The following is a 24,603-nucleotide window of genomic DNA, read 5'->3' as shown; positions in this document are numbered from 1 at the left end:
GAGCGGGCATGGACCTCCGGCGCCTTGACTTGGCGCCGGGGGGTCCCTAGAATCCGTCGCCCCTGTCTATAGCCCGGAAAAGGCTATGGAACGAACACAAGGGTGACGACCCGAAAAGCAAGGTTCGTCACAGAACTGTAAGCGTGGAGCAGTAGTTTCATGGCAACTGTAAACCAGCTTGTGCGGAACCCGCGCAAGAGAAAGGTTGAGAAAAGCGACTCGGTCGCCCTGCAGGGCTGCCCGCAGCGTCGCGGCGTTTGCACCCGGGTGTACACCACTACCCCGAAAAAGCCGAACTCCGCGCTGCGTAAGGTTTGCCGGGTGCGCCTGACCAACGGTTATGAAGTGTCCTCCTATATTCCGGGGGAAGGTCATAACCTGCAGGAGCACTCCGTGGTGCTGATCCGTGGCGGTCGTGTAAAAGACCTCCCCGGTGTGCGTTACCACACCGTGCGTGGCACGCTGGACACCGCCGGTGTTCAGGATCGCAAGCAGCGTCGTTCCAAATACGGCGCCAAGCGGCCGAAGAAGTAAATACACCCCTTTCCATACGGCCGGGCGCCTGGCGACCCGGCGGGATGAGTAAGGCCGGGCTTCGTCCCGGGTAACCCTGAAGCTTTCCCCGCCCTGGCGGGGCATGATGAGGAACACATCCGATGCCAAGAAGACGCGTCGTAGCCAAACGCGAGATCCTGCCGGATCCCAAGTTCGGAAGCCAGCTGCTGGCCAAGTTCATGAACCACGTAATGGTCGACGGCAAGAAGTCCGTGGCCGAGCGCATTGTGTACGGTGCGCTGGATACCGTGGCTGAGCGCAAGAATGGCGAGCCCCTGGAACTGTTCGAGAAAGCCCTCGACAACATCCGCCCGATGGTGGAAGTGAAGAGCCGCCGTGTCGGTGGTGCCACCTATCAGGTGCCGGTCGAGGTGCGTCCGAGCCGCCGTACCGCCCTGGCCATGCGCTGGCTGGTGGACTCCGCCCGCAAGCGGGGTGAGAAAAGCATGGCCCAGCGTCTCGCCGGTGAGGTGATGGACGCGGCGGAAGGCAAGGGCGCCGCCATGAAGAAGCGGGAAGACGTGCACCGCATGGCCGAGGCCAACAAGGCCTTCTCCCACTTCCGCTTCTGAGGCAGAAGGCAGCACGAGTAAACCGGCCTGCGATCAGGCCGGTTTTTGTATTGGATTCAGTGAATCGAGGTTAGCAGCGTGGCACGTAAGACTCCTCTCAACCGTTATCGCAATATTGGTATCTGCGCGCACGTGGACGCGGGCAAGACCACGACCACCGAGCGCGTTCTTTTCTACACCGGTGTGTCTCACAAAATCGGTGAGGTGCACGATGGTGCCGCGACCATGGACTGGATGGAGCAGGAGCAGGAGCGTGGTATCACCATTACCTCCGCCGCTACCACCACCTTCTGGCAGGGCATGGACCAGCAGTACGACCAGTACCGCATCAACATCATCGACACCCCCGGGCACGTGGACTTCACCATTGAGGTGGAACGTTCCCTGCGGGTTCTCGACGGTGCCGTGGTGGTGTTCTGTGGCACCTCCGGCGTTGAGCCGCAGTCCGAGACCGTATGGCGCCAGGCCAACAAATACGAAGTGCCCCGCATCGTGTTCGTCAACAAGATGGACCGTGCCGGCGCCAACTTTGAGCGCGTGGTCGAGCAGATCCGCAAGCGCCTCGGTGCCAAGGTGGTTCCGATTCAGCTGAACATCGGCGCCGAGGACGAGTTCAAGGGCGTGGTCGACCTGATCCGGATGAAGGCGATCTACTGGAACGAAAACGACATGGGCATGACCTATGAGCAGAAGGATATTCCTGAAGAGCTCAAGGGTCGTTGCGACGAGCTGCGCGAGCAGATGGTCGAGTCCGCCGCCGAGGCCTCCGAAGAGCTGATGGAGAAGTACCTCGAGAATGGCGAGCTGACCAACGAGGAAATCAAGGCGGGCCTGCGTCAGCAGGTGCTGGCCAACGAAATCGTTCTGGCTCTGTGTGGTTCCGCGTTCAAGAACAAGGGCGTGCAGGCCATGCTCGACGCGGTGGTGGAATACCTGCCGGCGCCGGACGAAGTAAAAGCCATCCAGGGCGTACTGGAAGACGGCGAGACCGTGGAGTCCCGTGTGTCCTCCGACGAGGAGCCGTTCTCTGCGCTGGCGTTCAAGATCGCCACCGACCCCTTCGTGGGCTCTCTGACCTTCATCCGGGTGTACTCCGGGGTGCTGAATTCCGGCGACTCCGTGTACAACTCCGTGAAGCAGAAGAAAGAGCGCGTGGGCCGTCTGCTGCAGATGCACGCCAACAGCCGCGAAGAGATCAAGGAAGTGCGCGCCGGCGACATCGCCGCCTGCGTGGGCCTGAAGGACGTCACCACCGGTGACACCCTGTGTGACCTGAACAAGGTGATCGTGCTCGAGCGCATGGAATTCCCGGATCCGGTGATCTCCGTGGCCGTGGAGCCGAAATCCAAGGCCGACCAGGAGAAGATGGGCATGGCCCTGGCGCGTCTGGCCCAGGAAGATCCCTCCTTCCGTGTGAAGACCGACGAGGAAACCGGCCAGACCATCATCTCCGGCATGGGCGAGCTGCACCTGGACATCCTGGTGGACCGCATGCGCCGTGAGTTCAAGGTGGAAGCCAACATCGGCGCGCCGCAGGTGGCGTACCGCGAGACCTTCACCAAGCCGGCCGACGTGGAAGGCAAGTTCGTCAAGCAGTCCGGTGGTCGCGGCCAGTACGGTCACGTCAAGGTCAAGTTCGAGCCCATCGACCGCGATGAAGAGTTCCAGTTCGAGGAACAGATTCACGGTGGTGTGGTTCCGAAGGAATACTTCGGCGCGGTCCAGAAGGGTATCGACGAGCAGCTGCAGGCCGGCGTGCTGGCCGGTTATCCGATCCTGGGCGTGAAAGCGATTCTCTACGACGGTTCCTACCACGAGGTGGACTCCAACGAGAACGCCTTCCGCATGGCGGGTGCCCTGGCCGTGAAGAACGCCGCCAAGGAAGCCGGCGCGGTACTGCTGGAGCCGATGATGAAGGTGGAAGCGGTAACCCCCGAGGAGTACATGGGTGACGTGATGGGCGACCTGAACCGTCGCCGCGGTATCGTGCAGGGCATGGAAGACACGCTGTCCGGCAAGATCATCCGCGCCGAGGTGCCGCTGTCCGAGATGTTCGGCTACGCCACCGACCTGCGTTCCATGTCCCAGGGCCGTGCCAGCTACTCCATGGAGTTTCTGAAGTACGCCGAAGCGCCGCGCAACATCGCCGACGATGTGATCAGCGGTAAGAAATCTTAAATTTACGGTTAATTTGTTAAAGGTATAGAGCCGTGGCAAAGGAAAAGTTTGAACGTAGTAAACCGCACGTAAACGTAGGCACCATTGGTCACGTTGACCATGGTAAGACGACGCTGACGGCCGCCCTGACGCGGGTGTGCTTCGAGACCTGGGGTTCCGGTTCCGCGAGCGCGTTCGATCAGATCGACAATGCGCCGGAAGAGCGTGAGCGCGGTATTACCATTGCGACCTCTCACGTGGAGTACGACTCCCCGAACCGTCACTACGCGCACGTTGACTGCCCCGGCCACGCCGACTACGTGAAGAACATGATCACCGGTGCGGCGCAGATGGACGGCGCGATCCTGGTGGTGAGCGCGGCGGACGGCCCGATGCCGCAGACCCGCGAGCACATCCTGCTGTCCCGCCAGGTGGGCGTACCCTACATCGTCGTGTTCCTGAACAAAGCGGACATGGTGGACGATGAAGAGCTGCTCGAGCTGGTTGAGATGGAAATCCGTGAGCTGCTGAGCAGCTACGACTTCCCGGGCGACGACACCCCGATCATCAAGGGTTCCGCGCTGAAGGCGCTGGAAGGCGACACCAGCGACATCGGCATGCCGGCGGTAGTGAAGCTGGTTGAGTGCCTGGACGACTACATCCCGGAGCCGGAGCGCGCCGTGGACCAGCCGTTCCTGATGCCGATCGAGGACGTGTTCTCCATCTCCGGCCGCGGTACCGTGGTAACCGGTCGTGTGGAGCGTGGCATCATCAAGGTGGGCGACGAGATCGAGATCGTTGGTATCAAGGACACCACCAAGACCACCTGTACCGGCGTGGAAATGTTCCGCAAGCTGCTGGACGAAGGCCGCGCGGGTGAGAACGTGGGCGTGCTGCTGCGCGGCACCAAGCGTGACGACGTTGAGCGTGGTCAGGTGCTGGCGAAGCCGGGCTCCATCACTCCGCACACCAAGTTCGAAGGTGAAGTGTACGTGCTGAGCAAGGAAGAGGGTGGTCGTCACACCCCGTTCTTCAACGGCTACCGTCCGCAGTTCTACTTCCGTACCACGGACGTGACCGGTGCGTGCACCCTGCCGGAAGGCACCGAAATGGTGATGCCGGGCGACAACGTGCAAATGACCGTTCAGCTGATCGCGCCGATCGCGATGGAAGAAGGTCTGCGCTTCGCGGTCCGCGAAGGCGGCCGTACCGTGGGCGCCGGCGTGGTGTCCAAGGTCATCGAGTAAATAGTCAGACGAAAAATGGTCGGGGCTCTTGCCCCGGCCTTTTTTTGTCTCTATAATTTGCGCCCTCTTTGCCGGTAAAGCGGTTAAAGAGCGCGATCAACCGGGGCATCGTTCCCGGGCTTGTTTTGACACCCACCACCTTCCGGATGGATAGGTCGGGCGGGCTTTTTGCCATCTAATGAATGGTTCGAAACAGTCTGGAGTTTGTTAGCTATGGCTAACCAGAGAATCCGCATCCGTCTCAAGGCCTTTGATCATCGACTGATCGATCAGTCCGCCCAGGAGATCGTGGATACGGCAAAACGGACGGGTGCGCAGGTACAGGGGCCGATTCCCCTGCCGACGCGCAAAGAACGGTTTACGGTGCTGATCTCTCCGCATGTGAATAAAGATGCGCGGGACCAGTACGAGATCCGCACTCACAAGCGGCTGGTGGATATCGTCGAGCCCACGGACAAAACCGTGGACGCGCTGATGAAGCTGGACCTGGCTGCTGGTGTGGACGTGCAGATCAGCCTGGGATAACTGGCCTGAGAGACAGCTCAGACCTACAACTACGGGCGGTTCAACCGCGACAGGTTGTAAAGAGGTAAACAATGGCGATTGGTGTAATCGGTCGGAAATGCGGGATGACCCGGGTGTTCACTGAAGAAGGTGTCAGTGTTCCGGTTACCGTTATCGAGGTAACTCCGAACCGGGTAAGTCAGGTCAAGACCGACGAGACAGATGGCTACGAAGCCGTGCAGGTAACGGTGGGTGAGCGCCGGGCCAACCGGGTGACCAAGCCTCAGGCGGGTCATTTCGGCAAGGCGGGCGTGCAGGCGGGCCGCAAGGCGGGCGAATTCCGCGCCGAAGCGGGCGAGCTGCAGGCCGGCTCCGAAATCACCCTGGAGATTTTCGAGGCGGGTCAGTCCGTGGACGTGACCGGCACTTCCAAGGGGAAGGGCTTCGCGGGTGCCGTGAAGCGTTGGAATTTCCGTACCCAGGATGCGACCCACGGTAACTCTCTGTCCCACCGGGCACCCGGCTCCATCGGTCAGAACCAGACCCCGGGGCGGGTGTTCAAGGGCAAGAAGATGGCCGGTCATCTGGGCGCCGAGCGTGTCACGGTTCAGAACCTGGAAATCGTGCGCGTGGACGCGGAAAAGAATCTGTTGCTGGTAAAGGGTGCCATCCCCGGTGCGGCCGGTGGTGATGTGATCGTGCGCCCGGCAGTGAAGGCGAAGGCCTGAAAGAGGAATAGAGGATGAATCTCAATACTGCCTCTGGAGGTACCGTAACCGTTTCCGAAGTCGCCTTCGGCAAGGACTTCAACGAGCCTCTGGTTCATCAGGTTGTGACCGCGTTTCTGGCCGGTGCCCGTCAGGGTTCCAAGGCTCAGAAAAATCGCGCCGCGGTAGCGGGCGGTGGTCGCAAACCCTGGCGTCAGAAGGGAACGGGTCGGGCCCGCGCGGGCACCATTCGCAGCCCGCTGTGGCGTGGCGGCGGCAAGACGTTCGCAGCCGAGCCCCGCGATTTTTCCCAGAAAGTGAATCGCAAGATGTACCGCGGCGCGCTGCGTTGCATTCTGTCCGAGCTGGTGCGCCAGGAGCGTCTGGTGGTGGTCGATGAGTTCGCCATCGAGGCTCCCCGGACCAAGGAAGTGGCCACCAAGCTGAAGGATCTGGCGCTGAGCAGCGTGCTGATCGTCACCGGTGAAGTGGACGAGAATCTGTACCTGGCGGCCCGCAACCTGCCCAAGGTGGACATTCGTGACGCCAAGGGTGTGGATCCGGTCAGCCTGATCGCCTTCGAGAAAGTGCTGATCACGGTGCCGGCTCTGAAACAGCTTGAGGAGGCGCTGGCATGAACAAAGAGCGTATTTTTAGCGTACTTCTCGCGCCGCATATTTCCGAGAAGGCCACCATGGTGGCCGAGCAGGGCAACGCTTTCGTGTTCAAAGTCGCGAAAGACGCCAACAAGCTGGAAATCAAGAAAGCGGTGGAAAGCCTGTTTGATGTGAAGGTTCGCTCCGTGCGCACCCTCAACGTCAAGGGCAAGCAGAAGTTCTTCGGCCGCATCTCCGGCAAGCGCGCGGGCTGGAAAAAAGCCTACGTGTCGCTGGCGGAAGGTCAGGACATCGATTTCCTGGGCGCAGAGTAAGGTAAGGGAGTAAGGAATCATGGCGATTGTAAAAACCAAGCCGACTTCCCCGGGCCGCCGCTTTGTCGTCAAGGTGGTCAGCGAGGAGCTCTACAAAGGCGCTCCGTACGCACCGCTGCTGGAAGCCAAGAGCAAGAACGGCGGCCGTAACAACAACGGTCGCATCACCACCCGCCATAAAGGTGGTGGTCACAAGCAGAAGTACCGTCGTGTCGACTTCCGTCGCAACAAGGACGGCGTGCCGGGTGTGATCGAGCGGATCGAATACGATCCCAATCGCTCCGCGCACATCGCCCTGGTCAAGTACCTGGACGGCGAGCGTCGCTACATCCTGGCGCCCAAGGGCCTCAAGGCCGGCGACCGGGTGCAGTCCGGTGAAGACGCGGCGATCAAGGTGGGCAATGCCCTGCCGCTGCGCAACATCCCGCTGGGTTCCACGGTTCATAACGTGGAAATGAAGCCTGGCAAGGGTGGCCAGCTGGCACGGTCCGCCGGTACTTCGGTGCAGGTTCTGGCAAAAGATGGTGGTTATGTGACCCTGCGTCTTCGCTCCGGCGAGATGCGCAAGGTGCACGCCGAGTGTGTGGCCACCATCGGTGAAGTCTCCAACAGCGAGCACAGTCTGCGCTCGCTGGGTAAGGCCGGCGCCAAGCGCTGGCGGGGTGTTCGCCCGACCGTACGTGGTGTGGCGATGAACCCGGTGGATCACCCGCACGGTGGTGGTGAAGGCCGCACTTCCGGTGGTCGTCATCCGGTAACCCCGTGGGGCGTACCCACCAAGGGCCACAAAACGCGTACCAACAAGCGCACCTCCAAGATGATTGTGCGCGACCGTCGTAAGTAAGGGATAGAGAGAGGTTCAGGCTGTGCCACGTTCACTGAAGAAAGGTCCGTTTCTGGATCACCACCTGCTCAAGAAGGTGGAAGAAGCGGTGGAAGCCGGCTCCCGTAAGCCGATCAAAACCTGGTCCCGTCGCTCCATGATCATCCCGGAGATGGTGGGTTTGACCATCGCGGTGCATAACGGCCGTCAGCATGTGCCGGTATTGGTCACTGAGCACATGGTGGGCCACAAGCTGGGCGAATTCGCCCTGACCCGCACCTACCGCGGGCACATCGTGGACAAGAAGGCTAAGCGATAAGGTGACAGCCATGGCGACTGAAGTTGCAGCCCGTCTGCGGGGCGCAAGAATTTCGGCTCAAAAGGCCCGGCTGGTGGCAGACCAGATCCGCGGCCTCGAGGTGGAGAAGGCGTTGAATGTTCTCGCCTTCAGCCCCAAAAAGGCGGCCCGGATTGTTAAAAAGGTGCTGGAGTCCGCGATTGCCAACGCGGAAAACAACGAAGGCGCCGACGTGGATGAGCTGAAAGTATCCACGATCTTCGTGGATGAGGGCATGACGATGAAGCGTATTCGTCCGCGCGCCAAAGGCCGCGCCGATCGCATTCTCAAGCGTACGTGCCACATTACTGTGAAAGTCTCGGAAGGTCAGGAGTAACCAGATGGGTCAGAAAGTTCATCCGATCGGTATCCGCCTGGGCATCGTCAAGGAGCACAACTCCCTGTGGTATGCCGGGCCGAAAACCTATTCCGACTGCCTGGTTACCGATCTGCAGGTACGTGAGTATCTGTTCAAGCGACTGAAGAACGCGTCCGTGAGCCGGGTGAAAATCGAACGTCCCTCCGAGAACGTTCGGATCACCATCTCCACCGCGCGTCCCGGTATCGTGATCGGTAAGAAGGGCGAGGATGTGGAGCGCCTGCGCCGTGACGTGGCCGCCATGATGGGTGTGCCCGTTCACATCAATATCGAGGAAGTGCGCAAGCCCGATCTGGATGCGCGTCTGGTGGGCGACAACATTGCCGGTCAGCTGGAGCGTCGCGTGATGTTCCGCCGCGCCATGAAGCGGGCCGTGCAGAACGCCATGAAGGCCGGCGCCGAGGGCATCCGCGTGCAGCTGTCCGGTCGTCTGGGCGGCGCCGAGATCGCCCGTACCGAATGGTACCGCGAAGGTCGGGTTCCCCTGCACACGCTGCGTGCCGATATCGACTACGCCAGCGTCCGTGCGGAAACCACCTACGGCACCATCGGCGTCAAGGTCTGGATCTTCCGCGGCGAAGTGCTGGGTGGCATGGAGCAGGTGCAGGAAGAGCAGAAGCAGCAGTCCAAGGGCGCCAAGAAGCGCGGCCGCGGTTAAAGGGTAACTAACGATGTTGCAGCCGAAGCGTACCAAATTCCGGAAAGTTCAGAAGGGCCGTAACCGCGGCCTGGCACAGCGGGGCAGCAAGGTGTCTTTCGGCACCGTGGGCCTGCAGGCCACCGGTCGTGGCCGGATCACCGCTCGCCAGATCGAAGCCGCGCGTCGTGCCATGACCCGTCATATCAAGCGGGGCGGCAAAATCTGGATTCGCGTGTTCCCCGACAAGCCGATTACCCAGAAGCCCCTCGAGGTTCGGATGGGTAAAGGTAAGGGTAACGTGGAGTACTGGGTAGCCCAGATTCAGCCGGGCCGCATGCTCTACGAAATGGAAGGTGTTTCAGAAGACGTGGCGCGTGAAGCGTTTCGTCTCGCCGCGGCCAAGCTGCCGATCAGCACCCGCGTTGTGACCCGGACGGTGATGTAAGCCATGAAAGCGAGTGAACTGAGAGAAAAGAGTGTTGAAGAGCTGCAGAACCAGCAGCTCGAGTTGCTGGAGCAGCAGTTCAAGCAGCGCATGCAGCTGGCATCCGGGCAGCTTTCACAAACCCATAACCTCGGGAAGGTTCGCCGTGATATCGCACGTGTGAAAACCATTCTGAGAGAGAAGCAGGGTAACTAGTCATGGCAGAAGCGAAAGAACAACTGCGCCGGACCGCGACTGGCAGAGTGATCTCCAACAAGGGTGATAAAACCATCACCGTGTTGGTGGAGCGCCGGGTTCAGCACCCCATTTATGGCAAGATCATCAAGCGGTCCACGAAGTTGATGGCGCATGATGAAGAGAATCAGTGCAACGAAGGCGACCTGGTCACTATCGAAGAGTGCCGTCCGCTGTCCAAGCGTAAGACCTGGACGCTGGTGAACGTGGTGGAACAGACCAACAAGGTCTGACCGACGTTGCTGTGGCTGCCTGCAGGGCAGGAGTTGGAGAGAGTAAGCGATGATTCAGACCGAAACCATGCTCGAAGTCGCCGATAACAGCGGTGCGCGTCGAGTGCAGTGCATCAAGGTGCTGGGTGGTTCCCACCGCCGCTATGCAGGCATTGGTGACATCATCAAGGTCACAGTAAAGGAAGCGATTCCGCGCGGCCGCGTCAAGAAAGGTGACGTGATGACCGCGGTGGTGGTGCGCACCCGTCGTGGCGTGCGTCGCCCGGATGGCTCCGTGATTCGTTTCGATGAAAACGCCGCGGTGCTGCTGGGTAACAACAAAGCGCCGGTAGGTACCCGGATCTTTGGCCCGGTGACTCGTGAACTGCGTACCGAGCAGTTCATGAAGATCATTTCACTGGCACCGGAAGTTCTTTAAAGGCGGGTGAAGGCAATGCTCAAGATCAAGCGTGATGATGAAGTCATCGTAATCGCGGGCAAGGACAAAGGTAAGCGCGGCAAGGTACAACGCGTGCTGCCGAACGGCCGCCTGGTAGTGGCCGGTGTGAACGTGGTGAAGAAGCACGTGCGCGCCAATCCTAACCGCGGAATCCAGGGTGGCATCGTGGAACAGGAAGCCGGTATCGACGCTTCCAACGTGGCCATCTGGAATGCCAAGGCCGAGAAGGCGGACCGCGTGGGTTTCCGCGTCGAGGACGGCCGTAAGGTGCGTTTCTTCAAGTCCAACGGCGAACCGCTGGACGCGTGAGGACAGGTGGACCATGAGTGATCTGAAAAAGGTTTACAACGAAGAGATCGTGCCGAAGCTCAAGGAGCAATTCGGTTACGACAACGTCATGGAAGTGCCGAAAATCACCAAGATCACCCTGAACATGGGTGTGGGTGAAGCGGCCTCGGACCGTAAGGCCATCGAAGGTGCCTTGTCCGACATGACCGCGATCGCCGGCCAGAAGCCGTTGGTTACCAAGGCACGCAAGTCCGTGGCGGGTTTCAAGATCCGTGAGGGCTGGCCGATCGGCTGCAAGGTGACGCTGCGTAACCGTCGTATGTACGAGTTTCTGGAGCGTCTGGTGTCCGTGGCGATCCCGCGGGTACGCGACTTCCGTGGTCTGAACCCCAAGTCCTTCGACGGCCGGGGTAACTATTCCATGGGCCTGCGCGAGCAGATCGTGTTCCCGGAAATTGATTTCGACAAGGTCGACAAGCTGCGTGGTCTGGATATCACCATCACCACCACGGCGAAGACCGACGACGAAGCACGCGCGCTGCTGCGCGCCTTCAACTTCCCGCTGAAGGGCTGAGAGGATTTGTCATGGCAAAGGTCTCTATGAAAAATCGGGAGGCGAAGCGCGCCAAGCTGGTTCAGCGTTACGCCGCCAAGCGTGAAGCGCTGAAAGCGATCATCCAGGATCCCAACGCCGAACCCGAGGCGAAGTGGGATGCTCAGATCCAGCTTCAGAAACTGCCGCGCGACTCCTCCCCGGTACGCCAGCGTAATCGCTGCCGGATCACCGGTCGTCCGCACGGCTATTACCGTAAGTTCGGTTTGAGCCGCATCAAGCTGCGCGAAGCGGCGATGCGCGGCGACGTCCCCGGTCTGGTTAAATCCAGCTGGTAATCGAGTAAAAGCGGAGCGATTGCGGCATGAGCATGCAAGATACCCTGGCGGATATGTTTACCCGTATCCGCAATGCGCAAATGGCCCGGAAGAGCAAGGTGGAAATCCCCTCTTCCAAGACCAAAGAGGCCATTGCCAAGGTACTGAAGGAAGAAGGTTACATCGAAAGCTTTTCGGTGGCTGGCGACAAGAAGCCGGTCCTGACCGTGGAGCTTCGGTATTTCGAGGGCCAGCCGGTGATCGAGAAGATCGCCCGGGTGAGCCGCCCCGGCCTGCGCGTTTACAAGAACGCCGGTGATATTCCCAAGGTCAAGGGCGGTCTGGGCGTGATGGTCGTGTCCACCAACCAGGGCATTATTTCCGATCGCGCGGCACGCCAGGCCAACGTCGGCGGCGAGCTGATCTGCGAAGTGTCCTGACGGTGACGGTGTAGACGGGTTAGGTGCAGCAATGTCTAGAGTAGCGAAGAATCCGGTTAAATTGCCCAGTGGCGTCGAAGTGAAAGTCGACGGCGCCAAGGTGTCCGTCAAAGGCGGCAAGGGCAACCTGGAACACGAAGTGCACGAACTGGTGGAAGTGTCCGTGGACGACGGTGTGTTCACCGTCAAGCCGCGCGAGGAGTCCCAGGAAGCCTGGGCACTGGCCGGCACCACCCGGGCCTTGGTCAACAACATGGTCACCGGCGTGTCCGAGGGCTTCGAGCGCAAGCTGGTCCTCAACGGCGTGGGTTACCGCGCTCAGGCCCAGGGCAAGACCCTGAACCTGACGCTGGGTTTTTCCCATCCGGTGGCCTACCAGCTGCCCGAGGGCATCACCATCGAGACCCCGACCCAGACCGAAATTGTCATCCGGGGCATTGATAAGCAGCTGGTGGGTCAGGTTGCCGCCAATGTCCGTGGTTTCCGTCCGCCCGAGCCCTATAAAGGCAAGGGGGTGCGCTATGCCGATGAGCAGGTGCGCCGTAAGGAAGCCAAGAAGAAATAATCGTTGAGACTAGAGCCATGATGGACAAGAAAGTTGCACGTCTGCGCAGGGCCAAACGTACTCGCCTGAACATCCGCGAGTCCGGCCAGATCCGTCTGTCCGTACATCGCACCCCGCGCCATATCTATGCACAGATTACCAGCGCGGCCGGTGACCAGGTTCTGGTTGCGGCGAGCACGGTGGAGAAGGACCTGCGTGGTGGGGCGACCGGCAATGCCGACGCCGCCGCCAAAGTGGGCGAAATGATCGCGAAGCGCGCCAAAGAGGCGGGCATCGAGCGCGTCGCCTTTGACCGTTCCGGTTTCCGTTACCACGGTCGTATCAAGGCGCTGGCCGATGCCGCGCGCGAAAACGGGCTTGAATTCTAAGGGTGCTTGGTTATGGCGAAAGTTGATCCCAACGAAGGTCTCCAGGAGAAGCTGGTTCAGGTGAACCGGGTCGCCAAGGTGGTCAAAGGCGGCCGGATCTTCGGCTTCACCGCGTTGACCGTGGTGGGCGACGGTAAGGGCAAGGTAGGCTTCGGCCGCGGCAAGGCACGCGAAGTGCCGGCGGCGATCCAGAAAGCCCTGGAAGCGGCCCGTCGCAATATGATTCAGGTGGACCTGAAAGGCACCACCATCCAGCACCCGATCAAGGCGCGTCATGGGGCCTCCAAGGTCTACATGCAGCCCGCCGACGACGGTACCGGTGTGATTGCCGGCGGTGCCATGCGCGCCGTGCTGGAAGTGGCCGGTGTGCAGAACGTACTGGCCAAGTGCTACGGCTCCACCAATCCGGTGAACGTGGTGCGGGCGACCTTCAACGGTCTCAAGCAGATGTCCTCCCCGGAATCGGTGGCGGCCAAGCGTGGCAAGTCCGTTGAAGAGATTCTCGGCTAAGCGCACACAGACGGAAGCTTAAACATGGCTGACAAGATCAAAGTAACCCAGGTTAAAAGCACCAACGGTCGGCTGGAAGGCCACAAGGCCTGTGTGCGCGGTCTCGGGCTGCGCCGCATCGGTCACACCGTTGAAGTCGAAGACACGCCTGCGGTGCGCGGCATGATCAACAAAGTCGCGTACATGGTACGGGTAGAGGGAGAATAAGCGATGCGTCTCAATGATCTGCATCCGGCTGACGGTTCCCGTCCGCAAGAGAAGCGGGTAGGCCGTGGTATCGGCTCTGGTCTGGGCAAGACCGGTGGTCGTGGCCACAAAGGTCAGAAGTCCCGTTCCGGTGGTACCGTGAAGCCCGGTTTCGAAGGCGGTCAGATGCCGCTGCAGCGCCGCGTGCCCAAGTTTGGCTTCACCTCCAAACTGGCCATGGCCACCGCCGAGGTTCGCCTCGAGGAACTGGCCAAGGTGGAAGGCGACGTGGTCGACCTGGACACTCTGAAAAAAGCCGGCGTGGTTCGCTCCGACAAGAAGCGCGCCAAGATCGTACTGCGTGGCGCCATTGATCGCGCGGTCACCGTACGCGGCGTGGCGATCACCAAAGGTGCGCGCGAAGCGGTGGAAAAGGCCGGCGGTAAAATCGAAGAGTAAAAGGCGGGGTTATGGCCAAGAACCGTGCACAAACTTTGAAGAACAGCACCGGGGCCTCCGGCGGCGCCACCCGTGAACTGGGGCGCCGCATCGCGTTTCTGCTGGGCGCCCTGGTGGTGTTCCGCATTGGTGCGCACATTCCGGTGCCGGGGATGAACCCGGACGCGTTGCAACAGATGTTCAACAACAACCGGGATACCATTCTTGGCCTGTTCAACATGTTCTCGGGCGGTTCGCTGGAGCGCATGAGTATTTTTGCGCTCGGCATCATGCCGTACATCACCGCGAGCATTGTGATCCAGCTGATGAGCGCCGTGGTGCCTTCCCTTGAGCAACTGCGCAAGGAAGGGGAGCAGGGTCGCCGCAAGATCACCCAGTACACCCGGTATCTGACCGTGGTGCTGGGCCTGATTCAGTCCTTCGGCGTGGTCGCCGGGCTGAAGAGCCAGGGCATCACCCTGCTGCCGGAAGCGGCTTCCTCCATGCAGGTGGCGAGCTTCTACTTCGTGGCGGTGAGCACCCTGGTGACCGGGACCGTTTTCCTGATGTGGCTGGGTGAGCAGATCACCGAGCGCGGCATCGGCAACGGCATCTCGATGCTGATTTTCGCTTCCATCGTGGCCGGTCTGCCCGGCGCGGTGGCGCAGACCTTCGAGTCCGCCCGGCAGGGCGACCTGAGTCTGCTGGCCATGCTGCTGGTGTTCCTGGTGGCGGTGGCGGTGATCTTCGGCGTGGTGTTCGTGGAGCGTGGTCAGCGGCGTATCACGGTGAACTACGCGCGGCGCCAGCAAGGCCGCCGGGTCTACGCGGCCCAGCAGAGCCATCTGCCGCTGAAGGTGAACATGGCGGGCGTGATTCCGGCCATCTTCGCCAGTTCGATCCTGCTGTTCCCGGCGTCCATCAGCCAGTGGTTCAGCACCAGCGATCCGGACTCCTGGTGGGGCCAGACGCTGCGCACCGTGAGTGACGCTCTGCTGCCTGGCACGCCGCTGTACATTTTGCTGTTTACCCTGGCGATCGTGTTCTTTTGCTACTTCTACACGGCGCTGGTGTTCAATCCGAAAGACGTGGCGGACAACCTGAAGAAATCCGGGGCCTACATCCCCGGCATTCGTCCCGGTGAGCAGTCCGCCCGTTATATCGATACGGTGATGGGCCGCCTGACGCTGATCGGCGCGGTCTACATGACCCTGGTCTGTCTGCTGCCCCTGGGCCTGCAGGCGGTCTGGAACGTGCCTTTCTATCTGGGCGGCACCTCCCTGCTGATCGTGGTGGTGGTGGTGATGGACTTCTGGTCGCAGGTCAACTCGCACCTGATGTCCACCCAGTACGAAAAGTTGATGAAGAAAGCCAACCTGAAAGGGTATGGCGGCACCGGTCTGGTGCGTTAACGGCCCGCGGGCCAACGGTAAAACGAGGCGAGTGCGATGAAAGTTCAGGCTTCTGTGAAGAAGATCTGCCGCAACTGCAAGGTGATCCGTCGTAAGGGTCGCGTCATGGTGATCTGCAGTGCCGAACCCCGGCACAAGCAGCGCCAGGGCTAAGGCTCTGTCGGGGCAGAACTTCTTTCCTTGGATTTGGTTGAAATTCAGTCGGTGTGACGCTAGACTCTTCCGCCTTTCGGCGCCAGAGCCTGGCACCACCGCGTTGTGAATCGGAGATATTCGGATGGCCCGTATTGCAGGCGTTAACATCCCGGACAACAAGCATACGGTGATTTCCCTCACCTATATTTTCGGGATCGGCCGCACCCGTGCCCGCAGCATCTGCGAGCAGACCGGCATCGACCCGACGGCCAAGGTTCGTGATCTGTCCGGCGACCAGCTGGACGCGATCCGCGCCGAAGTGGCCAAGGTTTCCACGGAAGGCGATCTGCGCCGGGAAATCAACATGAACATCAAGCGCTTGATGGATCTCGGCTGCAACCGCGGTATCCGTCATCGCCGCAGCCTGCCCCTGCGCGGGCAGCGTACCAAAACCAATGCCCGGACCCGCAAGGGCCCGCGGAAACCGATCCGCAAGTAAGTCCTGATTTGGATTGAGCAACATGGCTAAAGCGAAAAGAGACAGTGGCGCACGTCGGAAGAAGGTAACGCGGACCGTTGCGGACGGTATCGCGCACGTTCACGCTTCTTTCAACAACACCATCATCACCATCACCGACCGCCAGGGCAACGCGCTGTCCTGGGCGACCTCCGGTGGTGCGGGCTTCCGTGGTTCTCGCAAGAGCACCCCGTTCGCGGCGCAGGTAGCCGCCGAGAACGCGGGCAATGCCGCCAAGGACTATGGCCTGAAAAACCTGGAAGTGCGCGTGAAGGGCCCCGGCCCGGGCCGCGAGTCCTCTATTCGCGCCCTCAACGCCTGTGGCTACAAAATCACCCACATCCAGGACGTGACGCCGATTCCGCACAACGGTTGTCGTCCGCCCAAGAAGCGCCGCGTGTAACGGGAGTTAGAGCAAGATGGCAAGATACATCGGTCCCAAATGCAAGCTTTCCCGTCGTGAAGGCACTGACCTGTTCCTGAAGAGCGGCATCCGTCCGCTCGAGTCCAAGTGCAAGGCGGAACAGCCCCCGGGCCAGGCCGCCGGTGGCCGTCGCCCCGGTCGTCTGTCCGACTACGGCGTGCAGCTTCGTGAAAAACAGAAAGTCCGTCGTATGTACGGCGTGCTGGAGAAGCAGTTCCGCGGCTACTACAAGAAAGCCGCCCGTTCCCGTGGCGCCACCGGTGAGGTGCTGCTGCAGCTGCTGGAAGGCCGTCTGGACAACGTGGTTTACCGCCTCGGTTTCGGCGCGACCCGCTCCGAAGCCCGTCAGCTGGTGGCCCACCGCGCCATTCTGGTCAACGGTCAGAGCGTGAACATCGCCTCTTATCAGGTCGCGCCCGGTGACGTGGTCAGCGTGCGTGAGAAGTCCAAGAACCAGCTGCGCGTGAAGAACGCCATGGAGCTGGCTCAGCAACGCGGCTTCCCGACCTGGGTGGAAGTGGACGAGAAGAAGCTCGAGGGTACCTTCAAGGCCCGCCCGGAGCGCATCGATCTGCCGGCCGAGATCAACGAAAACCTGATCGTCGAGCTGTACTCCAAGTAACGACTGCCTGAGGGATCTCTATGACCGCCGTGAACGAATTTCTCACGCCCCGCTCGATCGCGGTCAACGCGATCAGCGAGACCCACGCCAAGGTCGTTCTGGAGCCGCTGGAGCGTGGTTTCGGCCACACTCTGGGCACCTCGCTGCGCCGCATTCTGCTGTCCAGCATGCCGGGCTGCGCGATCACCGAAGTGGAGATCGAAGGCGTACAGCACGAGTATTCCTCCATCGAGGGTGTGCAGGAAGATGTGATCAACATCCTCCTCAACCTGAAGGGCGTGGCCCTGAAGATGGATGATCGTGACGAGGCCACCCTGGAGCTGGTGAAGAAGGGTCCCGGTGACGTGACCGCCGACGATATCCAGCGCGATCACAGCGTGGAAATCGTCAACCCGGATCACCTGATCTGCACCATCACCGGCGACACCGAGCTGCGCGTGCGCATGAAAGTGCGCAAGGGCCGTGGCTACGAAGCCGCCGACAGCCGTCAGAATGACGACGACGAGACCCGTGGTATCGGCCGCCTGCAGCTGGACGCCAGCTACAGCCCGGTACGTCGCGTGGCCTATGTGGTGGAAGCCGCCCGGGTGGAGCAGCGCACCGACCTGGACAAGCTGGTGATCGATCTGGAAACCGACGGCACCATCGACCCGGAAGAGGCGATTCGCCGCGCGGCCACCATTCTTCAGCAACAGATCGCCGTGTTCGTCGATCTGGAGCAGGATTCCAAGCCGGAACCCAAGCAGGAACGTGAGGAAATCGATCCGATCCTGCTGCGCCCGGTGGACGATCTGGAGCTGACCGTCCGCTCCGCCAACTGTCTGAAGGCGGAGAACATCTACTACATCGGTGACCTGGTACAGCGTACCGAGGTGGAACTTCTGAAGACGCCCAACCTGGGCAAGAAGTCCCTCACCGAGATCAAGGACGTGCTGGCTTCCAAAGGCCTGTCGCTGGGCATGCGCCTGGAAAACTGGCCGCCGGTCAGCCTCCGGGACGATGACCGGCTCAACACCAAGTTGCGTTAATCGATTTTAGGAACAGAACCATGCGTCATCGCAAGAGCGGCAGAAAACTGAACCGGAACAGCTCACACCGTCAGGCCATGTTCCGCAACATGGCGGTGTCGCTGTTTGAACACGAAGCGATCAAGACCACGCTTCCCAAAGCCAAGGAACTGCGTCGGGTGGCCGAGCCCCTGATCACCCTGGCCAAGGAAGACTCCGTGGCCAACCGTCGGCTGGCGTTCGACCGCACCCGGTCGAAGGAAATGGTCGGCAAGCTGTTCAACGAGCTGGGCCCGCGCTACAAGTCCCGCCCCGGCGGCTACCTGCGCATCCTGAAGATGGGCTTCCGTGCCGGCGACAACGCCCCGATGGCGTACGTCGAGCTGGTGGATCGCCCGGAAGGCGAGGCCGTCGAAGCCGAATAAGCCCGCCGGCCGTTCGCGGCCGCGTGCTGAATCAAAACCCCCGCACCGGAAACGGCGCGGGGGTTTTGTTTTGCCTGATGGGCACCGCCCGCCTCTCCGCGGCCGCCCGCATCAATGTCCCGCCAAAGCACGATGAACCAAAAAAAGCCCGGCCCACCGAAGTGGGCCGGGCTTTTTCTTGCCGGTGGAACGCGGCGGTCAGGCGGCGTCGGTGCTGACCGAATGGCGGATCAGATGATCGAAGGCGCTCAGCGCCGCCTTGGCCCCTTCGCCCACGGCGATCACGATCTGCTTGTAGGGCACGGTGGTCACGTCGCCGGCGGCGAATACCCCGGGCACGGACGTTTCGCCCCGCGCATCGACGATGATTTCACCGTGGGCGGTCAACTCCACACTGCCCTTGAGCCAGTCGGTGTTGGGCAGCAGACCGATCTGCACGAACACACCCGCCAGAGCCACGGTATGCTCTTCGCCGGTCTTGCGGTCCTTGTAGACCAGGCCGTTGACGCGGCCGTTCTCACCGGTGATCTCGGTGGTCTGGGCGCTCACCAGCACGGTCACATTGGGCAGGCTGTGCAGCTTCTTCTGCAGCACCGCGTCCGCGCGCAGCTTGTCGTCGAACTCCAGCAGGGTCACATGCTTGACCACACCGGCCAGGTCGATGGCCGCTTCCACGCCGGAGTTGCCCCCGCCGATCACCGCCACGTCCTTGCCCTTGAAGAGCGGGCCGTCGCAGTGCGGGCAGTAGGCCACGCCCTTGCCCTGATATTCGCTCTCGCCAGGCACGTTGATCTTGCGCCAGCGGGCACCGGTGGCCAGCACCAGGGTTTTCGACTTCAGGCTGGCGCCGGACGCGAAGCGTACTTCGTGCAGCCCGCCTTCCTGGGAAGCGGGGATCAGCTGCTCGGCGCGCTGCAGATTCATGATGTCCACTTCGTAGCTGCGGACATGCTCTTCCAGCGCGGAGGCCAGCTTCGGCCCGTCGGTTTCCGTCACCGAGATAAAGTTTTCGATGGCATTGGTGTCCAGCACCTGGCCGCCAAAGCGTTCCGCGGCCACGCCGGTACGGATGCCCTTGCGGGCGGCATAGATGGCGCTGGCCGCGCCCGCCGGACCGCCGCCAACCACCAGGACGTCAAACGGGTCCTTGGCGTTGAGCTTCTCGGCGTCACGCTCGGCGGCACCGGTGTCCAGCTTGGCGATGATCTCCTCCAGATCCATGCGGCCCTGGCCGAACGGTTCACCGTTCAGGAATACACTGGGCACCGCCATCACTTCGCGGGCTTCCACTTCGTCCTGGAACAGGGCGCCGTCGATGGCCACGTGCTGAATGTTGGGGTTGAGGACCGCCATCAGATTCAGCGCCTGAACCACGTCCGGGCAGTTCTGGCAGGACAGGGAGAAATAGGTCTCGAACCGGAAGTCGCCGTCCAGCGCCTTCACCTGGTCGATCACCTCGTCGCTGGCCTTGGGCGGGTGGCCACCCACCTGCAGCAGCGCCAGTACCAGCGACGTGAATTCGTGGCCCATGGGGATGCCGGCGAAACGCAGGCTGATGTCGCCATCGATACGGTTCAGGCTGAACGAAGGTTTACGGTCGTCGTCGCCGTCTTCGCGCAGGCTGATCTTATCGGACATGCCTTCGATTTCGTGCAGCAGCTCCGACAGTTCCCTGGATTTGTCGCCATCGTCCAGGGACGCGACCATTTCAAACGGTTGCGTGATGCGCTCCATGTAGGATTGCAATTGGGTTTTCAGATTGGCGTCCAGCATGCCGGTCTCCATGAACTAGAAAGGAATAGGGGGGTGGGGCGGAAAAGGCCCGGGCGCGCGGCCCGGGCCGGGATCACACGGTCAGAGCGTGATCAGATCTTGCCAACCAGATCCAGGGACGGTGCCAGGGTTTCTTCGCCTTCTTTCCATTTGGCGGGGCACACTTCGCCCGGATGGGCGCGCACGTACTGTGCCGCTTTCACTTTGCGCAGCAGGTCGGAAGCGTCACGGCCGATGCCTTCGGCGGTGATTTCCAGAGCCTGGATCACGCCGTCCGGATCGACGATGAAGGTGCCGCGGTTGGCCAGGCCTTCGTTCTCACGCAGCACTTCGAAGTTACGGCTGATGGTCGCGGTCGGATCACCGATCATGGTGTACTTGATCTTGCCGATGGTTTCGGAGCTGTCGTGCCACGCTTTGTGGGTGAAGTGGGTGTCGGTGGAAACGGAATAGATTTCCACGCCCATCTTCTGGAACTCTTCGTAGTGATCGGCCACGTCACCCAGCTCGGTGGGGCATACGAAGGTGAAGTCGGCCGGGTAGAAGAAGAACACCGCCCAGTTGCCTTTGACGTCGGCATCGCTCACTTCGATGAACTTGCCGTCTTTGAACGCCTGGGCCTTGAACGGTTTGATTTCGGTGTTGATTACAGACATGTCGTAAAGCTCCTTTTGAGAGTGGTCAACGTGACACCCCCTAAGATAGGGGTGAAGGTGTGATATTAATAATGGATTGCGGAAATAATCATGATTGGTGTCTCCTATCGAAGGATTCACCTCAATCGTCGCCCTCCTTGGTCCGCAACGCTGCCTCCGCGTCGTCCATCCAGTCGTCGCCCAACTGCTGCTGAACGTAGTCACGGATGAATTGCCGTACCTTCTGGGACGGCGTCACGTCTTCCCGGGCACAGAGCTGCTCGAACATCGCCTTCTTGCGCGGATCGATCAGCAAAGTCAGGCGGGCGGTGCGTCTTTCCACGGTGCCTCCGGTCAGGGTCGCGGTCATCGCCCGAAGCTATGTTAAGTTCAGGATGTTAATTTGATTAACATATGATTCGGGTCTTATTGCAATATAATGTCCGCCAGTCGTTTTTCAACCGGGTCGGGACCGTCCATGTCGCATCGAGCGCACCTTTTTTCCCTGCGTCCCGCCCACGCGCTGCGCGAGAGCCTGGCGGAGGGCTACGACCGGCGGCGCCTGGGCCGGGACCTGGTCGCGGGTCTGACCGTGGGCCTGATCGCCATCCCGCTGTCCATGGCGCTGGCCATCGCCAGCGGGGTGGCGCCGCAGTACGGCCTTTACACGGCCATCGTGGGCGGCTTTCTGATCGCCCTGCTGGGCGGCTCCCGTTTCAGCATCTCCGGCCCCACCGCCGCCTTCGTGGTGATTCTCTACCCGGTGGCCCAGAGCCACGGAATCACCGGCCTGCTGCTGGCCACCATGATGGCCGGCGTGATGCTGGTGGCGATGGCGGTGCTGCGGCTGGGCCGACTGATCGAATACATTCCTCCGCCGGTGACCCTGGGCTTCACCGCCGGCATCGCGGTGGTCATCGCCACCCTGCAGATCAAGGATTTTCTGGGGCTGCCGCTGGAGGCGCTGCCGGAGTCCTACCCGGCCAAGCTGATGGCCCTGGCCGGCGCGCTGCCGGGCCTGGATCCGGCCAGTCTGGCGGTGGCGGCGGCCACGCTGTTTACCCTGCTGGCCTGGCCGCGCCTGAAAACGCCGCTACCGCCCCATCTGCCGGCGGTGCTGGTGGGCGCATTGCTGGCGCTGGGGTTCAACCATCTGGGCGCCGAGGTGCCCACCATCGCGTCCCGCTTTCATTATGTGCTGGACAACGGCCTGAGCGGGCAGGGCATTCCGCCGGTGCTGCCGGAGCTGGCCTGGCCCTGGGCGCGCCACGGTGAGCCGTTGCCCTGGGGCGAGCTGGTGAGCCTCGCGATCAGCCTGGTGCCCACCGCCTTCGCCATCGCCATGCTGGGCGCCATCGAGTCGCTGCTCTGCGCGGTGGTATTGGACGGCATGACCGGCCGGCGCCACAGCGCCAACAGTGAGTTACTGGGGCAGGGTATCGGCAATCTGGTGGTGCCCTTGTTTGGCGGCATCACCGCCACCGCCGCCCTGGCCCGGTCCGCCGCCAACTACAAGGCCGGCGCGCAAACGCCGGTGGCGGCCATGGTGCATGCCCTGGTGGTGTTGCTGGCCATGGTCGCCCTGGCCCGCTGGTTGGGCTATCTGCCCATGCCCGCCATGGCCGCGCTGTTGATGCTGGTGGCCTGGAACATGAGCGAGGCCCCCAAGGCGGTGAAGTTGGTGCGGCGGGCGCCGTTGGGCGATGTGCTGGTGTTCCTGACCTGCTTCGCGCTGACCGTGCTGGTGGACATGGTGGTGGCCATTACCGTGGGCGTGCTGCTGGCGTCGGTGCTGTTCGTGCGTGAAATCGCCGCCATGACCCGGGTGTCCGACATCACCGCCTCGGCACGGGTAAAGGCCTATGATCCGCCGGCGGACTGGGCGGTGTTCAAGATCAGTGGCGCGCTGTTCTTCGCCGCCGCCGACCGGGTGTTCGCCGAACTGGCGGAACTGGCCGGCGAGCGGCGCATGCTGGTGCTGTATATGGACGGGGTGCCGGTGATGGACGCCGGCGGCCTGGCCGCCCTGCAGGGGTTCCTGGCCCGCTGCGAACAGGCCGGCACCCGGGTGCGGATCGCCGATCTGCAGTTCCAGCCGCTCAAGACCCTGGCCCGCGCCGGCCAGGAATCGCGCCCGGAAGCCTGCACCTTTCATTCCACCCTGGACGACGCTTTACGCGCGCCGGCCTGAGGGGCCGGCTTTACGCGATTTTGCGATTGGGACTCTTGTTTTCCAACCCCGTCAGCGGCATCACTAGGGGATACCCCATACCCCTTTTCGATCACGCACGCAGGGAGAAATCATGAGTGAAAAACAACCGTTCCTGACCGATATAAAGACCATTCGCGAGCGCGCCCGCAATCATATCGAGCAGGGCGCGGTGACCGCCGGCTACGCCGCCGACCGGGAAACCGTGCTCAAGCTGCTCAATGAAGCGCTGGCCACCGAGATCGTCTGCACCCTGCGTTACAAGCGTCACTACTACATGGCGGACGGCCTGAACGCGAAAATCGCCGCCGATGAGTTTCTCGAGCACGCCCAGCAGGAGCAGCAGCACGCCGACTGGCTGGCGGAGCGCATCGTCCAGCTGGGCGGCGAGCCGAACTTCTCCCCGGAGGGCCTGCAGAGCCGCAGCCACGCCGAATACGTGGCCGGCGACACGCTCAAGGAAATGGTGAAGGAAGACCTGATCGCCGAGCGTATCGCCATCGACAGCTATCGCGAAATCGCCACCTATCTGGGCGACAAGGACCCCACCACCCGCCGCATCATGGAAGAGATCCTGGCCCAGGAAGAAGAGCACGCCGACGATATGGCGGCGATTCTGGAGGCCCTCTGAGGGCCGGGCCGCACCCCGTCCGAATCCTGAACCCGGGCACCACGACTCAATGGAGGAACGCCGAGTGATCAAGCCGGAACGAGAACGCCGCCACGGCAAAACCGTGGCGGGCATCCAGGTGCGCACCAACAAGGAGCGCGAACTGCAACCCGAGGATGCACAGCTGGACCGGCTGTGGGAGAAATTCAACGACGAGCGCCTGGCGGATTCGATCCCGGACAAGGCCGCCGGCTCGCCGGTATACGGCGTCTACACGGAATACGACAACGGCGCCGACGGCGATTACAGCGTCCTGGCCGGGGTCGAGGTGACCGACGAAACCAAGGTGCCGGACGAGTTCGCCACCCTGACCCTGGAAGCCGGCGAATATCTGGTTTTCCATGGGGACCGCGCCGGACCCGACGCCGCCATGGAGATCTGGGGCAAGGTCTGGCACTACTTTGAGACGGAAGATGCGCCGCAGCGCACTTTTCTGACCGACTACGAGGTCCATGAAGCGGACCGCGTGACGCTGTACGTGGGGATCAAATAAGACGCACCGGTGATCAGCCGCCGCGTACCCGGCGGCCCCGGTAGATAATCGTCTTCTCCGGCCCGCTCTCCGACGACGCCCCGGCGTCCGCCGGCGGGTCGGGCAATGGTTGCCCCCGATACATGCGACGTGCCGGGCGCTGCTCCGTGGAGCCGTGCACCGGCTCATCCTCGGGCATCGCGTCGCCCGCTTCTTCGTCGATCTGCCTGATCAACCGTTTGAGTTCCGTGGAGCCGCTGCGCCCGGCGTACTCGCTGAGCGCTTCGCGCAGCCGCGGATCGGTAAGCGTCAGCTTGACCCCGAATTCATCCCGGATCAGCCGGCGACACTGGTTCACCAGCGTCACCACCCGATAGTGCATCAACCAATGGGCATTGATTCCCCCGCTCATGGTCCCTCCATGACGTCGTCCC

Annotated in this window: 39 protein-coding genes; 35 read left to right on the top strand and 4 right to left on the bottom strand. The window is 61.7% G+C overall.

From position 1 onward, the window contains the following. Positions 1 to 159 precede the first annotated feature (159 nt). The 32 genes from rpsL to rplQ all read left to right on the top strand — a co-directional run bounded on the left by rpsL (position 160) and on the right by rplQ (position 18,410). On the top strand, positions 160 to 534 hold the full coding sequence (rpsL, locus tag IM760_RS10650; RefSeq protein WP_067606428.1) for a 30S ribosomal protein S12: 375 nt from the start codon (positions 160 to 162) through the stop codon (positions 532 to 534). Between the two features lie 122 nt (positions 535 to 656). After that, positions 657 to 1,127 carry a 30S ribosomal protein S7 gene (rpsG, locus tag IM760_RS10645; RefSeq protein ID WP_138770772.1) on the top strand — a complete coding sequence of 157 codons (471 nt, stop codon included), beginning with the start codon at positions 657 to 659 and terminating at the stop codon, positions 1,125 to 1,127. 78 nt (positions 1,128 to 1,205) lie between these two features. Continuing rightward, positions 1,206 to 3,305, top strand: coding sequence for an elongation factor G (fusA, locus tag IM760_RS10640; protein ID WP_204429049.1), 2,100 nt, complete (start codon positions 1,206 to 1,208; stop codon positions 3,303 to 3,305). 32 nt (positions 3,306 to 3,337) lie between these two features. Continuing rightward, complete coding sequence (gene tuf, locus IM760_RS10635) at positions 3,338 to 4,531, top strand: elongation factor Tu (RefSeq protein WP_204429047.1); 1,194 nt, start codon at positions 3,338 to 3,340, stop codon at positions 4,529 to 4,531. 213 nt (positions 4,532 to 4,744) lie between these two features. Then, positions 4,745 to 5,056, top strand: coding sequence for a 30S ribosomal protein S10 (gene rpsJ, locus IM760_RS10630; RefSeq protein ID WP_067612426.1), 312 nt, complete (start codon positions 4,745 to 4,747; stop codon positions 5,054 to 5,056). Positions 5,057 to 5,127: 71 nt separating this feature from the next. Further along, on the top strand, positions 5,128 to 5,763 hold the full coding sequence (gene rplC / locus IM760_RS10625) for a 50S ribosomal protein L3 (protein WP_204429045.1): 636 nt from the start codon (positions 5,128 to 5,130) through the stop codon (positions 5,761 to 5,763). Between the two features lie 14 nt (positions 5,764 to 5,777). Continuing rightward, on the top strand, positions 5,778 to 6,380 hold the full coding sequence (rplD, locus tag IM760_RS10620) for a 50S ribosomal protein L4 (protein WP_204429043.1): 603 nt from the start codon (positions 5,778 to 5,780) through the stop codon (positions 6,378 to 6,380). Next, a complete protein-coding gene (rplW, locus tag IM760_RS10615; RefSeq protein ID WP_204429041.1) occupies positions 6,377 to 6,673 on the top strand; it encodes a 50S ribosomal protein L23 in 297 nt (98 codons plus the stop codon). The genes rplD and rplW overlap by 4 nt, the downstream gene beginning before the upstream one ends. Before the next feature lie 19 nt (positions 6,674 to 6,692). After that, positions 6,693 to 7,517 (top strand): 50S ribosomal protein L2, encoded by an 825-nt coding sequence (rplB, locus tag IM760_RS10610; RefSeq protein WP_204429039.1) that lies wholly within the window; start codon positions 6,693 to 6,695, stop codon positions 7,515 to 7,517. 22 nt (positions 7,518 to 7,539) lie between these two features. After that, a complete protein-coding gene (gene rpsS / locus IM760_RS10605) occupies positions 7,540 to 7,815 on the top strand; it encodes a 30S ribosomal protein S19 (protein WP_204429035.1) in 276 nt (91 codons plus the stop codon). A 10-nt stretch (positions 7,816 to 7,825) separates the two neighbouring features. Continuing rightward, entirely contained in the window at positions 7,826 to 8,170 is a 345-nt protein-coding gene (gene rplV, locus IM760_RS10600) for a 50S ribosomal protein L22 (RefSeq protein WP_161385826.1), read from the top strand. 4 nt (positions 8,171 to 8,174) lie between these two features. After that, positions 8,175 to 8,870, top strand: a complete 696-nt coding sequence (gene rpsC / locus IM760_RS10595; RefSeq protein ID WP_138770780.1) for a 30S ribosomal protein S3 — start codon at positions 8,175 to 8,177, stop codon at positions 8,868 to 8,870. Positions 8,871 to 8,883: 13 nt separating this feature from the next. Further along, entirely contained in the window at positions 8,884 to 9,297 is a 414-nt protein-coding gene (gene rplP, locus IM760_RS10590; protein ID WP_138770781.1) for a 50S ribosomal protein L16, read from the top strand. A 3-nt stretch (positions 9,298 to 9,300) separates the two neighbouring features. Beyond that, positions 9,301 to 9,492: a 50S ribosomal protein L29 gene (gene rpmC / locus IM760_RS10585; protein ID WP_138770782.1), complete on the top strand. Its 192-nt coding sequence runs from the start codon at positions 9,301 to 9,303 to the stop codon at positions 9,490 to 9,492. A gap of 2 nt (positions 9,493 to 9,494) precedes the next feature. Further along, positions 9,495 to 9,764: a 30S ribosomal protein S17 gene (gene rpsQ, locus IM760_RS10580; protein ID WP_204429034.1), complete on the top strand. Its 270-nt coding sequence runs from the start codon at positions 9,495 to 9,497 to the stop codon at positions 9,762 to 9,764. A gap of 49 nt (positions 9,765 to 9,813) precedes the next feature. After that, positions 9,814 to 10,182, top strand: coding sequence for a 50S ribosomal protein L14 (gene rplN, locus IM760_RS10575; RefSeq protein WP_138770784.1), 369 nt, complete (start codon positions 9,814 to 9,816; stop codon positions 10,180 to 10,182). Between the two features lie 15 nt (positions 10,183 to 10,197). Then, positions 10,198 to 10,512, top strand: coding sequence for a 50S ribosomal protein L24 (gene rplX / locus IM760_RS10570; RefSeq protein ID WP_138770785.1), 315 nt, complete (start codon positions 10,198 to 10,200; stop codon positions 10,510 to 10,512). A gap of 13 nt (positions 10,513 to 10,525) precedes the next feature. Then, a complete protein-coding gene (gene rplE, locus IM760_RS10565) occupies positions 10,526 to 11,065 on the top strand; it encodes a 50S ribosomal protein L5 (RefSeq protein WP_204429033.1) in 540 nt (179 codons plus the stop codon). Between the two features lie 11 nt (positions 11,066 to 11,076). Further along, positions 11,077 to 11,382, top strand: a complete 306-nt coding sequence (gene rpsN / locus IM760_RS10560; protein ID WP_161385833.1) for a 30S ribosomal protein S14 — start codon at positions 11,077 to 11,079, stop codon at positions 11,380 to 11,382. A gap of 26 nt (positions 11,383 to 11,408) precedes the next feature. After that, positions 11,409 to 11,801 carry a 30S ribosomal protein S8 gene (gene rpsH / locus IM760_RS10555; RefSeq protein ID WP_204429028.1) on the top strand — a complete coding sequence of 131 codons (393 nt, stop codon included), beginning with the start codon at positions 11,409 to 11,411 and terminating at the stop codon, positions 11,799 to 11,801. A gap of 31 nt (positions 11,802 to 11,832) precedes the next feature. Beyond that, positions 11,833 to 12,366: a 50S ribosomal protein L6 gene (gene rplF / locus IM760_RS10550; protein WP_204429020.1), complete on the top strand. Its 534-nt coding sequence runs from the start codon at positions 11,833 to 11,835 to the stop codon at positions 12,364 to 12,366. A gap of 17 nt (positions 12,367 to 12,383) precedes the next feature. Beyond that, positions 12,384 to 12,734: a 50S ribosomal protein L18 gene (gene rplR / locus IM760_RS10545; RefSeq protein ID WP_204429019.1), complete on the top strand. Its 351-nt coding sequence runs from the start codon at positions 12,384 to 12,386 to the stop codon at positions 12,732 to 12,734. A gap of 12 nt (positions 12,735 to 12,746) precedes the next feature. Further along, positions 12,747 to 13,244, top strand: coding sequence for a 30S ribosomal protein S5 (gene rpsE / locus IM760_RS10540; RefSeq protein ID WP_067612765.1), 498 nt, complete (start codon positions 12,747 to 12,749; stop codon positions 13,242 to 13,244). Between the two features lie 24 nt (positions 13,245 to 13,268). Beyond that, positions 13,269 to 13,451 carry a 50S ribosomal protein L30 gene (rpmD, locus tag IM760_RS10535; protein ID WP_203101496.1) on the top strand — a complete coding sequence of 61 codons (183 nt, stop codon included), beginning with the start codon at positions 13,269 to 13,271 and terminating at the stop codon, positions 13,449 to 13,451. A 3-nt stretch (positions 13,452 to 13,454) separates the two neighbouring features. Beyond that, positions 13,455 to 13,889 (top strand): 50S ribosomal protein L15, encoded by a 435-nt coding sequence (gene rplO, locus IM760_RS10530; protein WP_204429018.1) that lies wholly within the window; start codon positions 13,455 to 13,457, stop codon positions 13,887 to 13,889. A gap of 11 nt (positions 13,890 to 13,900) precedes the next feature. After that, positions 13,901 to 15,280, top strand: a complete 1,380-nt coding sequence (gene secY / locus IM760_RS10525; protein ID WP_204429017.1) for a preprotein translocase subunit SecY — start codon at positions 13,901 to 13,903, stop codon at positions 15,278 to 15,280. Positions 15,281 to 15,316: 36 nt separating this feature from the next. Beyond that, entirely contained in the window at positions 15,317 to 15,433 is a 117-nt protein-coding gene (gene rpmJ / locus IM760_RS10520) for a 50S ribosomal protein L36 (protein WP_008928865.1), read from the top strand. A gap of 124 nt (positions 15,434 to 15,557) precedes the next feature. After that, positions 15,558 to 15,914 carry a 30S ribosomal protein S13 gene (gene rpsM, locus IM760_RS10515; protein WP_138770794.1) on the top strand — a complete coding sequence of 119 codons (357 nt, stop codon included), beginning with the start codon at positions 15,558 to 15,560 and terminating at the stop codon, positions 15,912 to 15,914. 22 nt (positions 15,915 to 15,936) lie between these two features. Continuing rightward, entirely contained in the window at positions 15,937 to 16,335 is a 399-nt protein-coding gene (gene rpsK, locus IM760_RS10510) for a 30S ribosomal protein S11 (RefSeq protein WP_014996090.1), read from the top strand. A gap of 16 nt (positions 16,336 to 16,351) precedes the next feature. Further along, positions 16,352 to 16,978 carry a 30S ribosomal protein S4 gene (rpsD, locus tag IM760_RS10505; protein WP_204429016.1) on the top strand — a complete coding sequence of 209 codons (627 nt, stop codon included), beginning with the start codon at positions 16,352 to 16,354 and terminating at the stop codon, positions 16,976 to 16,978. A gap of 20 nt (positions 16,979 to 16,998) precedes the next feature. Beyond that, complete coding sequence (locus tag IM760_RS10500; protein ID WP_204429013.1) at positions 16,999 to 18,006, top strand: DNA-directed RNA polymerase subunit alpha; 1,008 nt, start codon at positions 16,999 to 17,001, stop codon at positions 18,004 to 18,006. 20 nt (positions 18,007 to 18,026) lie between these two features. Continuing rightward, positions 18,027 to 18,410: a 50S ribosomal protein L17 gene (gene rplQ / locus IM760_RS10495; protein ID WP_204429012.1), complete on the top strand. Its 384-nt coding sequence runs from the start codon at positions 18,027 to 18,029 to the stop codon at positions 18,408 to 18,410. 198 nt (positions 18,411 to 18,608) lie between these two features. On the opposite strand, the gene ahpF is transcribed toward rplQ, so the two are convergent. The 3 genes from ahpF to IM760_RS10480 all read right to left on the bottom strand — a co-directional run bounded on the left by ahpF (position 18,609) and on the right by IM760_RS10480 (position 21,161). Continuing rightward, entirely contained in the window at positions 18,609 to 20,183 is a 1,575-nt protein-coding gene (gene ahpF / locus IM760_RS10490) for an alkyl hydroperoxide reductase subunit F (RefSeq protein WP_204429011.1), read from the bottom strand. A 92-nt stretch (positions 20,184 to 20,275) separates the two neighbouring features. Then, positions 20,276 to 20,839 (bottom strand): alkyl hydroperoxide reductase subunit C, encoded by a 564-nt coding sequence (gene ahpC / locus IM760_RS10485; RefSeq protein WP_204429010.1) that lies wholly within the window; start codon positions 20,837 to 20,839, stop codon positions 20,276 to 20,278. Positions 20,840 to 20,960: 121 nt separating this feature from the next. After that, positions 20,961 to 21,161, bottom strand: coding sequence for a CopG family transcriptional regulator (locus IM760_RS10480; RefSeq protein ID WP_204429009.1), 201 nt, complete (start codon positions 21,159 to 21,161; stop codon positions 20,961 to 20,963). Positions 21,162 to 21,296: 135 nt separating this feature from the next. On the opposite strand from IM760_RS10480, the gene dauA reads away from it, so the two are divergent. From dauA to IM760_RS10465, 3 genes are all read left to right on the top strand, one after another. Further along, positions 21,297 to 23,009 carry a C4-dicarboxylic acid transporter DauA gene (gene dauA / locus IM760_RS10475; RefSeq protein ID WP_204429007.1) on the top strand — a complete coding sequence of 571 codons (1,713 nt, stop codon included), beginning with the start codon at positions 21,297 to 21,299 and terminating at the stop codon, positions 23,007 to 23,009. A 112-nt stretch (positions 23,010 to 23,121) separates the two neighbouring features. Next, complete coding sequence (locus IM760_RS10470) at positions 23,122 to 23,658, top strand: ferritin-like domain-containing protein (RefSeq protein ID WP_204429002.1); 537 nt, start codon at positions 23,122 to 23,124, stop codon at positions 23,656 to 23,658. A 64-nt stretch (positions 23,659 to 23,722) separates the two neighbouring features. After that, positions 23,723 to 24,190 (top strand): GyrI-like domain-containing protein, encoded by a 468-nt coding sequence (locus IM760_RS10465; protein WP_204429001.1) that lies wholly within the window; start codon positions 23,723 to 23,725, stop codon positions 24,188 to 24,190. A 13-nt stretch (positions 24,191 to 24,203) separates the two neighbouring features. Here IM760_RS10465 and IM760_RS10460 read toward each other — a convergent pair whose 3' ends face one another. Beyond that, complete coding sequence (locus IM760_RS10460; protein WP_204429000.1) at positions 24,204 to 24,581, bottom strand: hypothetical protein; 378 nt, start codon at positions 24,579 to 24,581, stop codon at positions 24,204 to 24,206. Positions 24,582 to 24,603 lie beyond the last annotated feature (22 nt).

Source organism: Alloalcanivorax marinus (assembly GCF_016906305.1).
Lineage (GTDB): Bacteria > Pseudomonadota > Gammaproteobacteria > Pseudomonadales > Alcanivoracaceae > Alloalcanivorax > Alloalcanivorax marinus.
The sequence above is the reverse complement of the archived record's forward strand: the minus strand, read 5'-3'. Positions and strand labels throughout refer to the sequence as shown.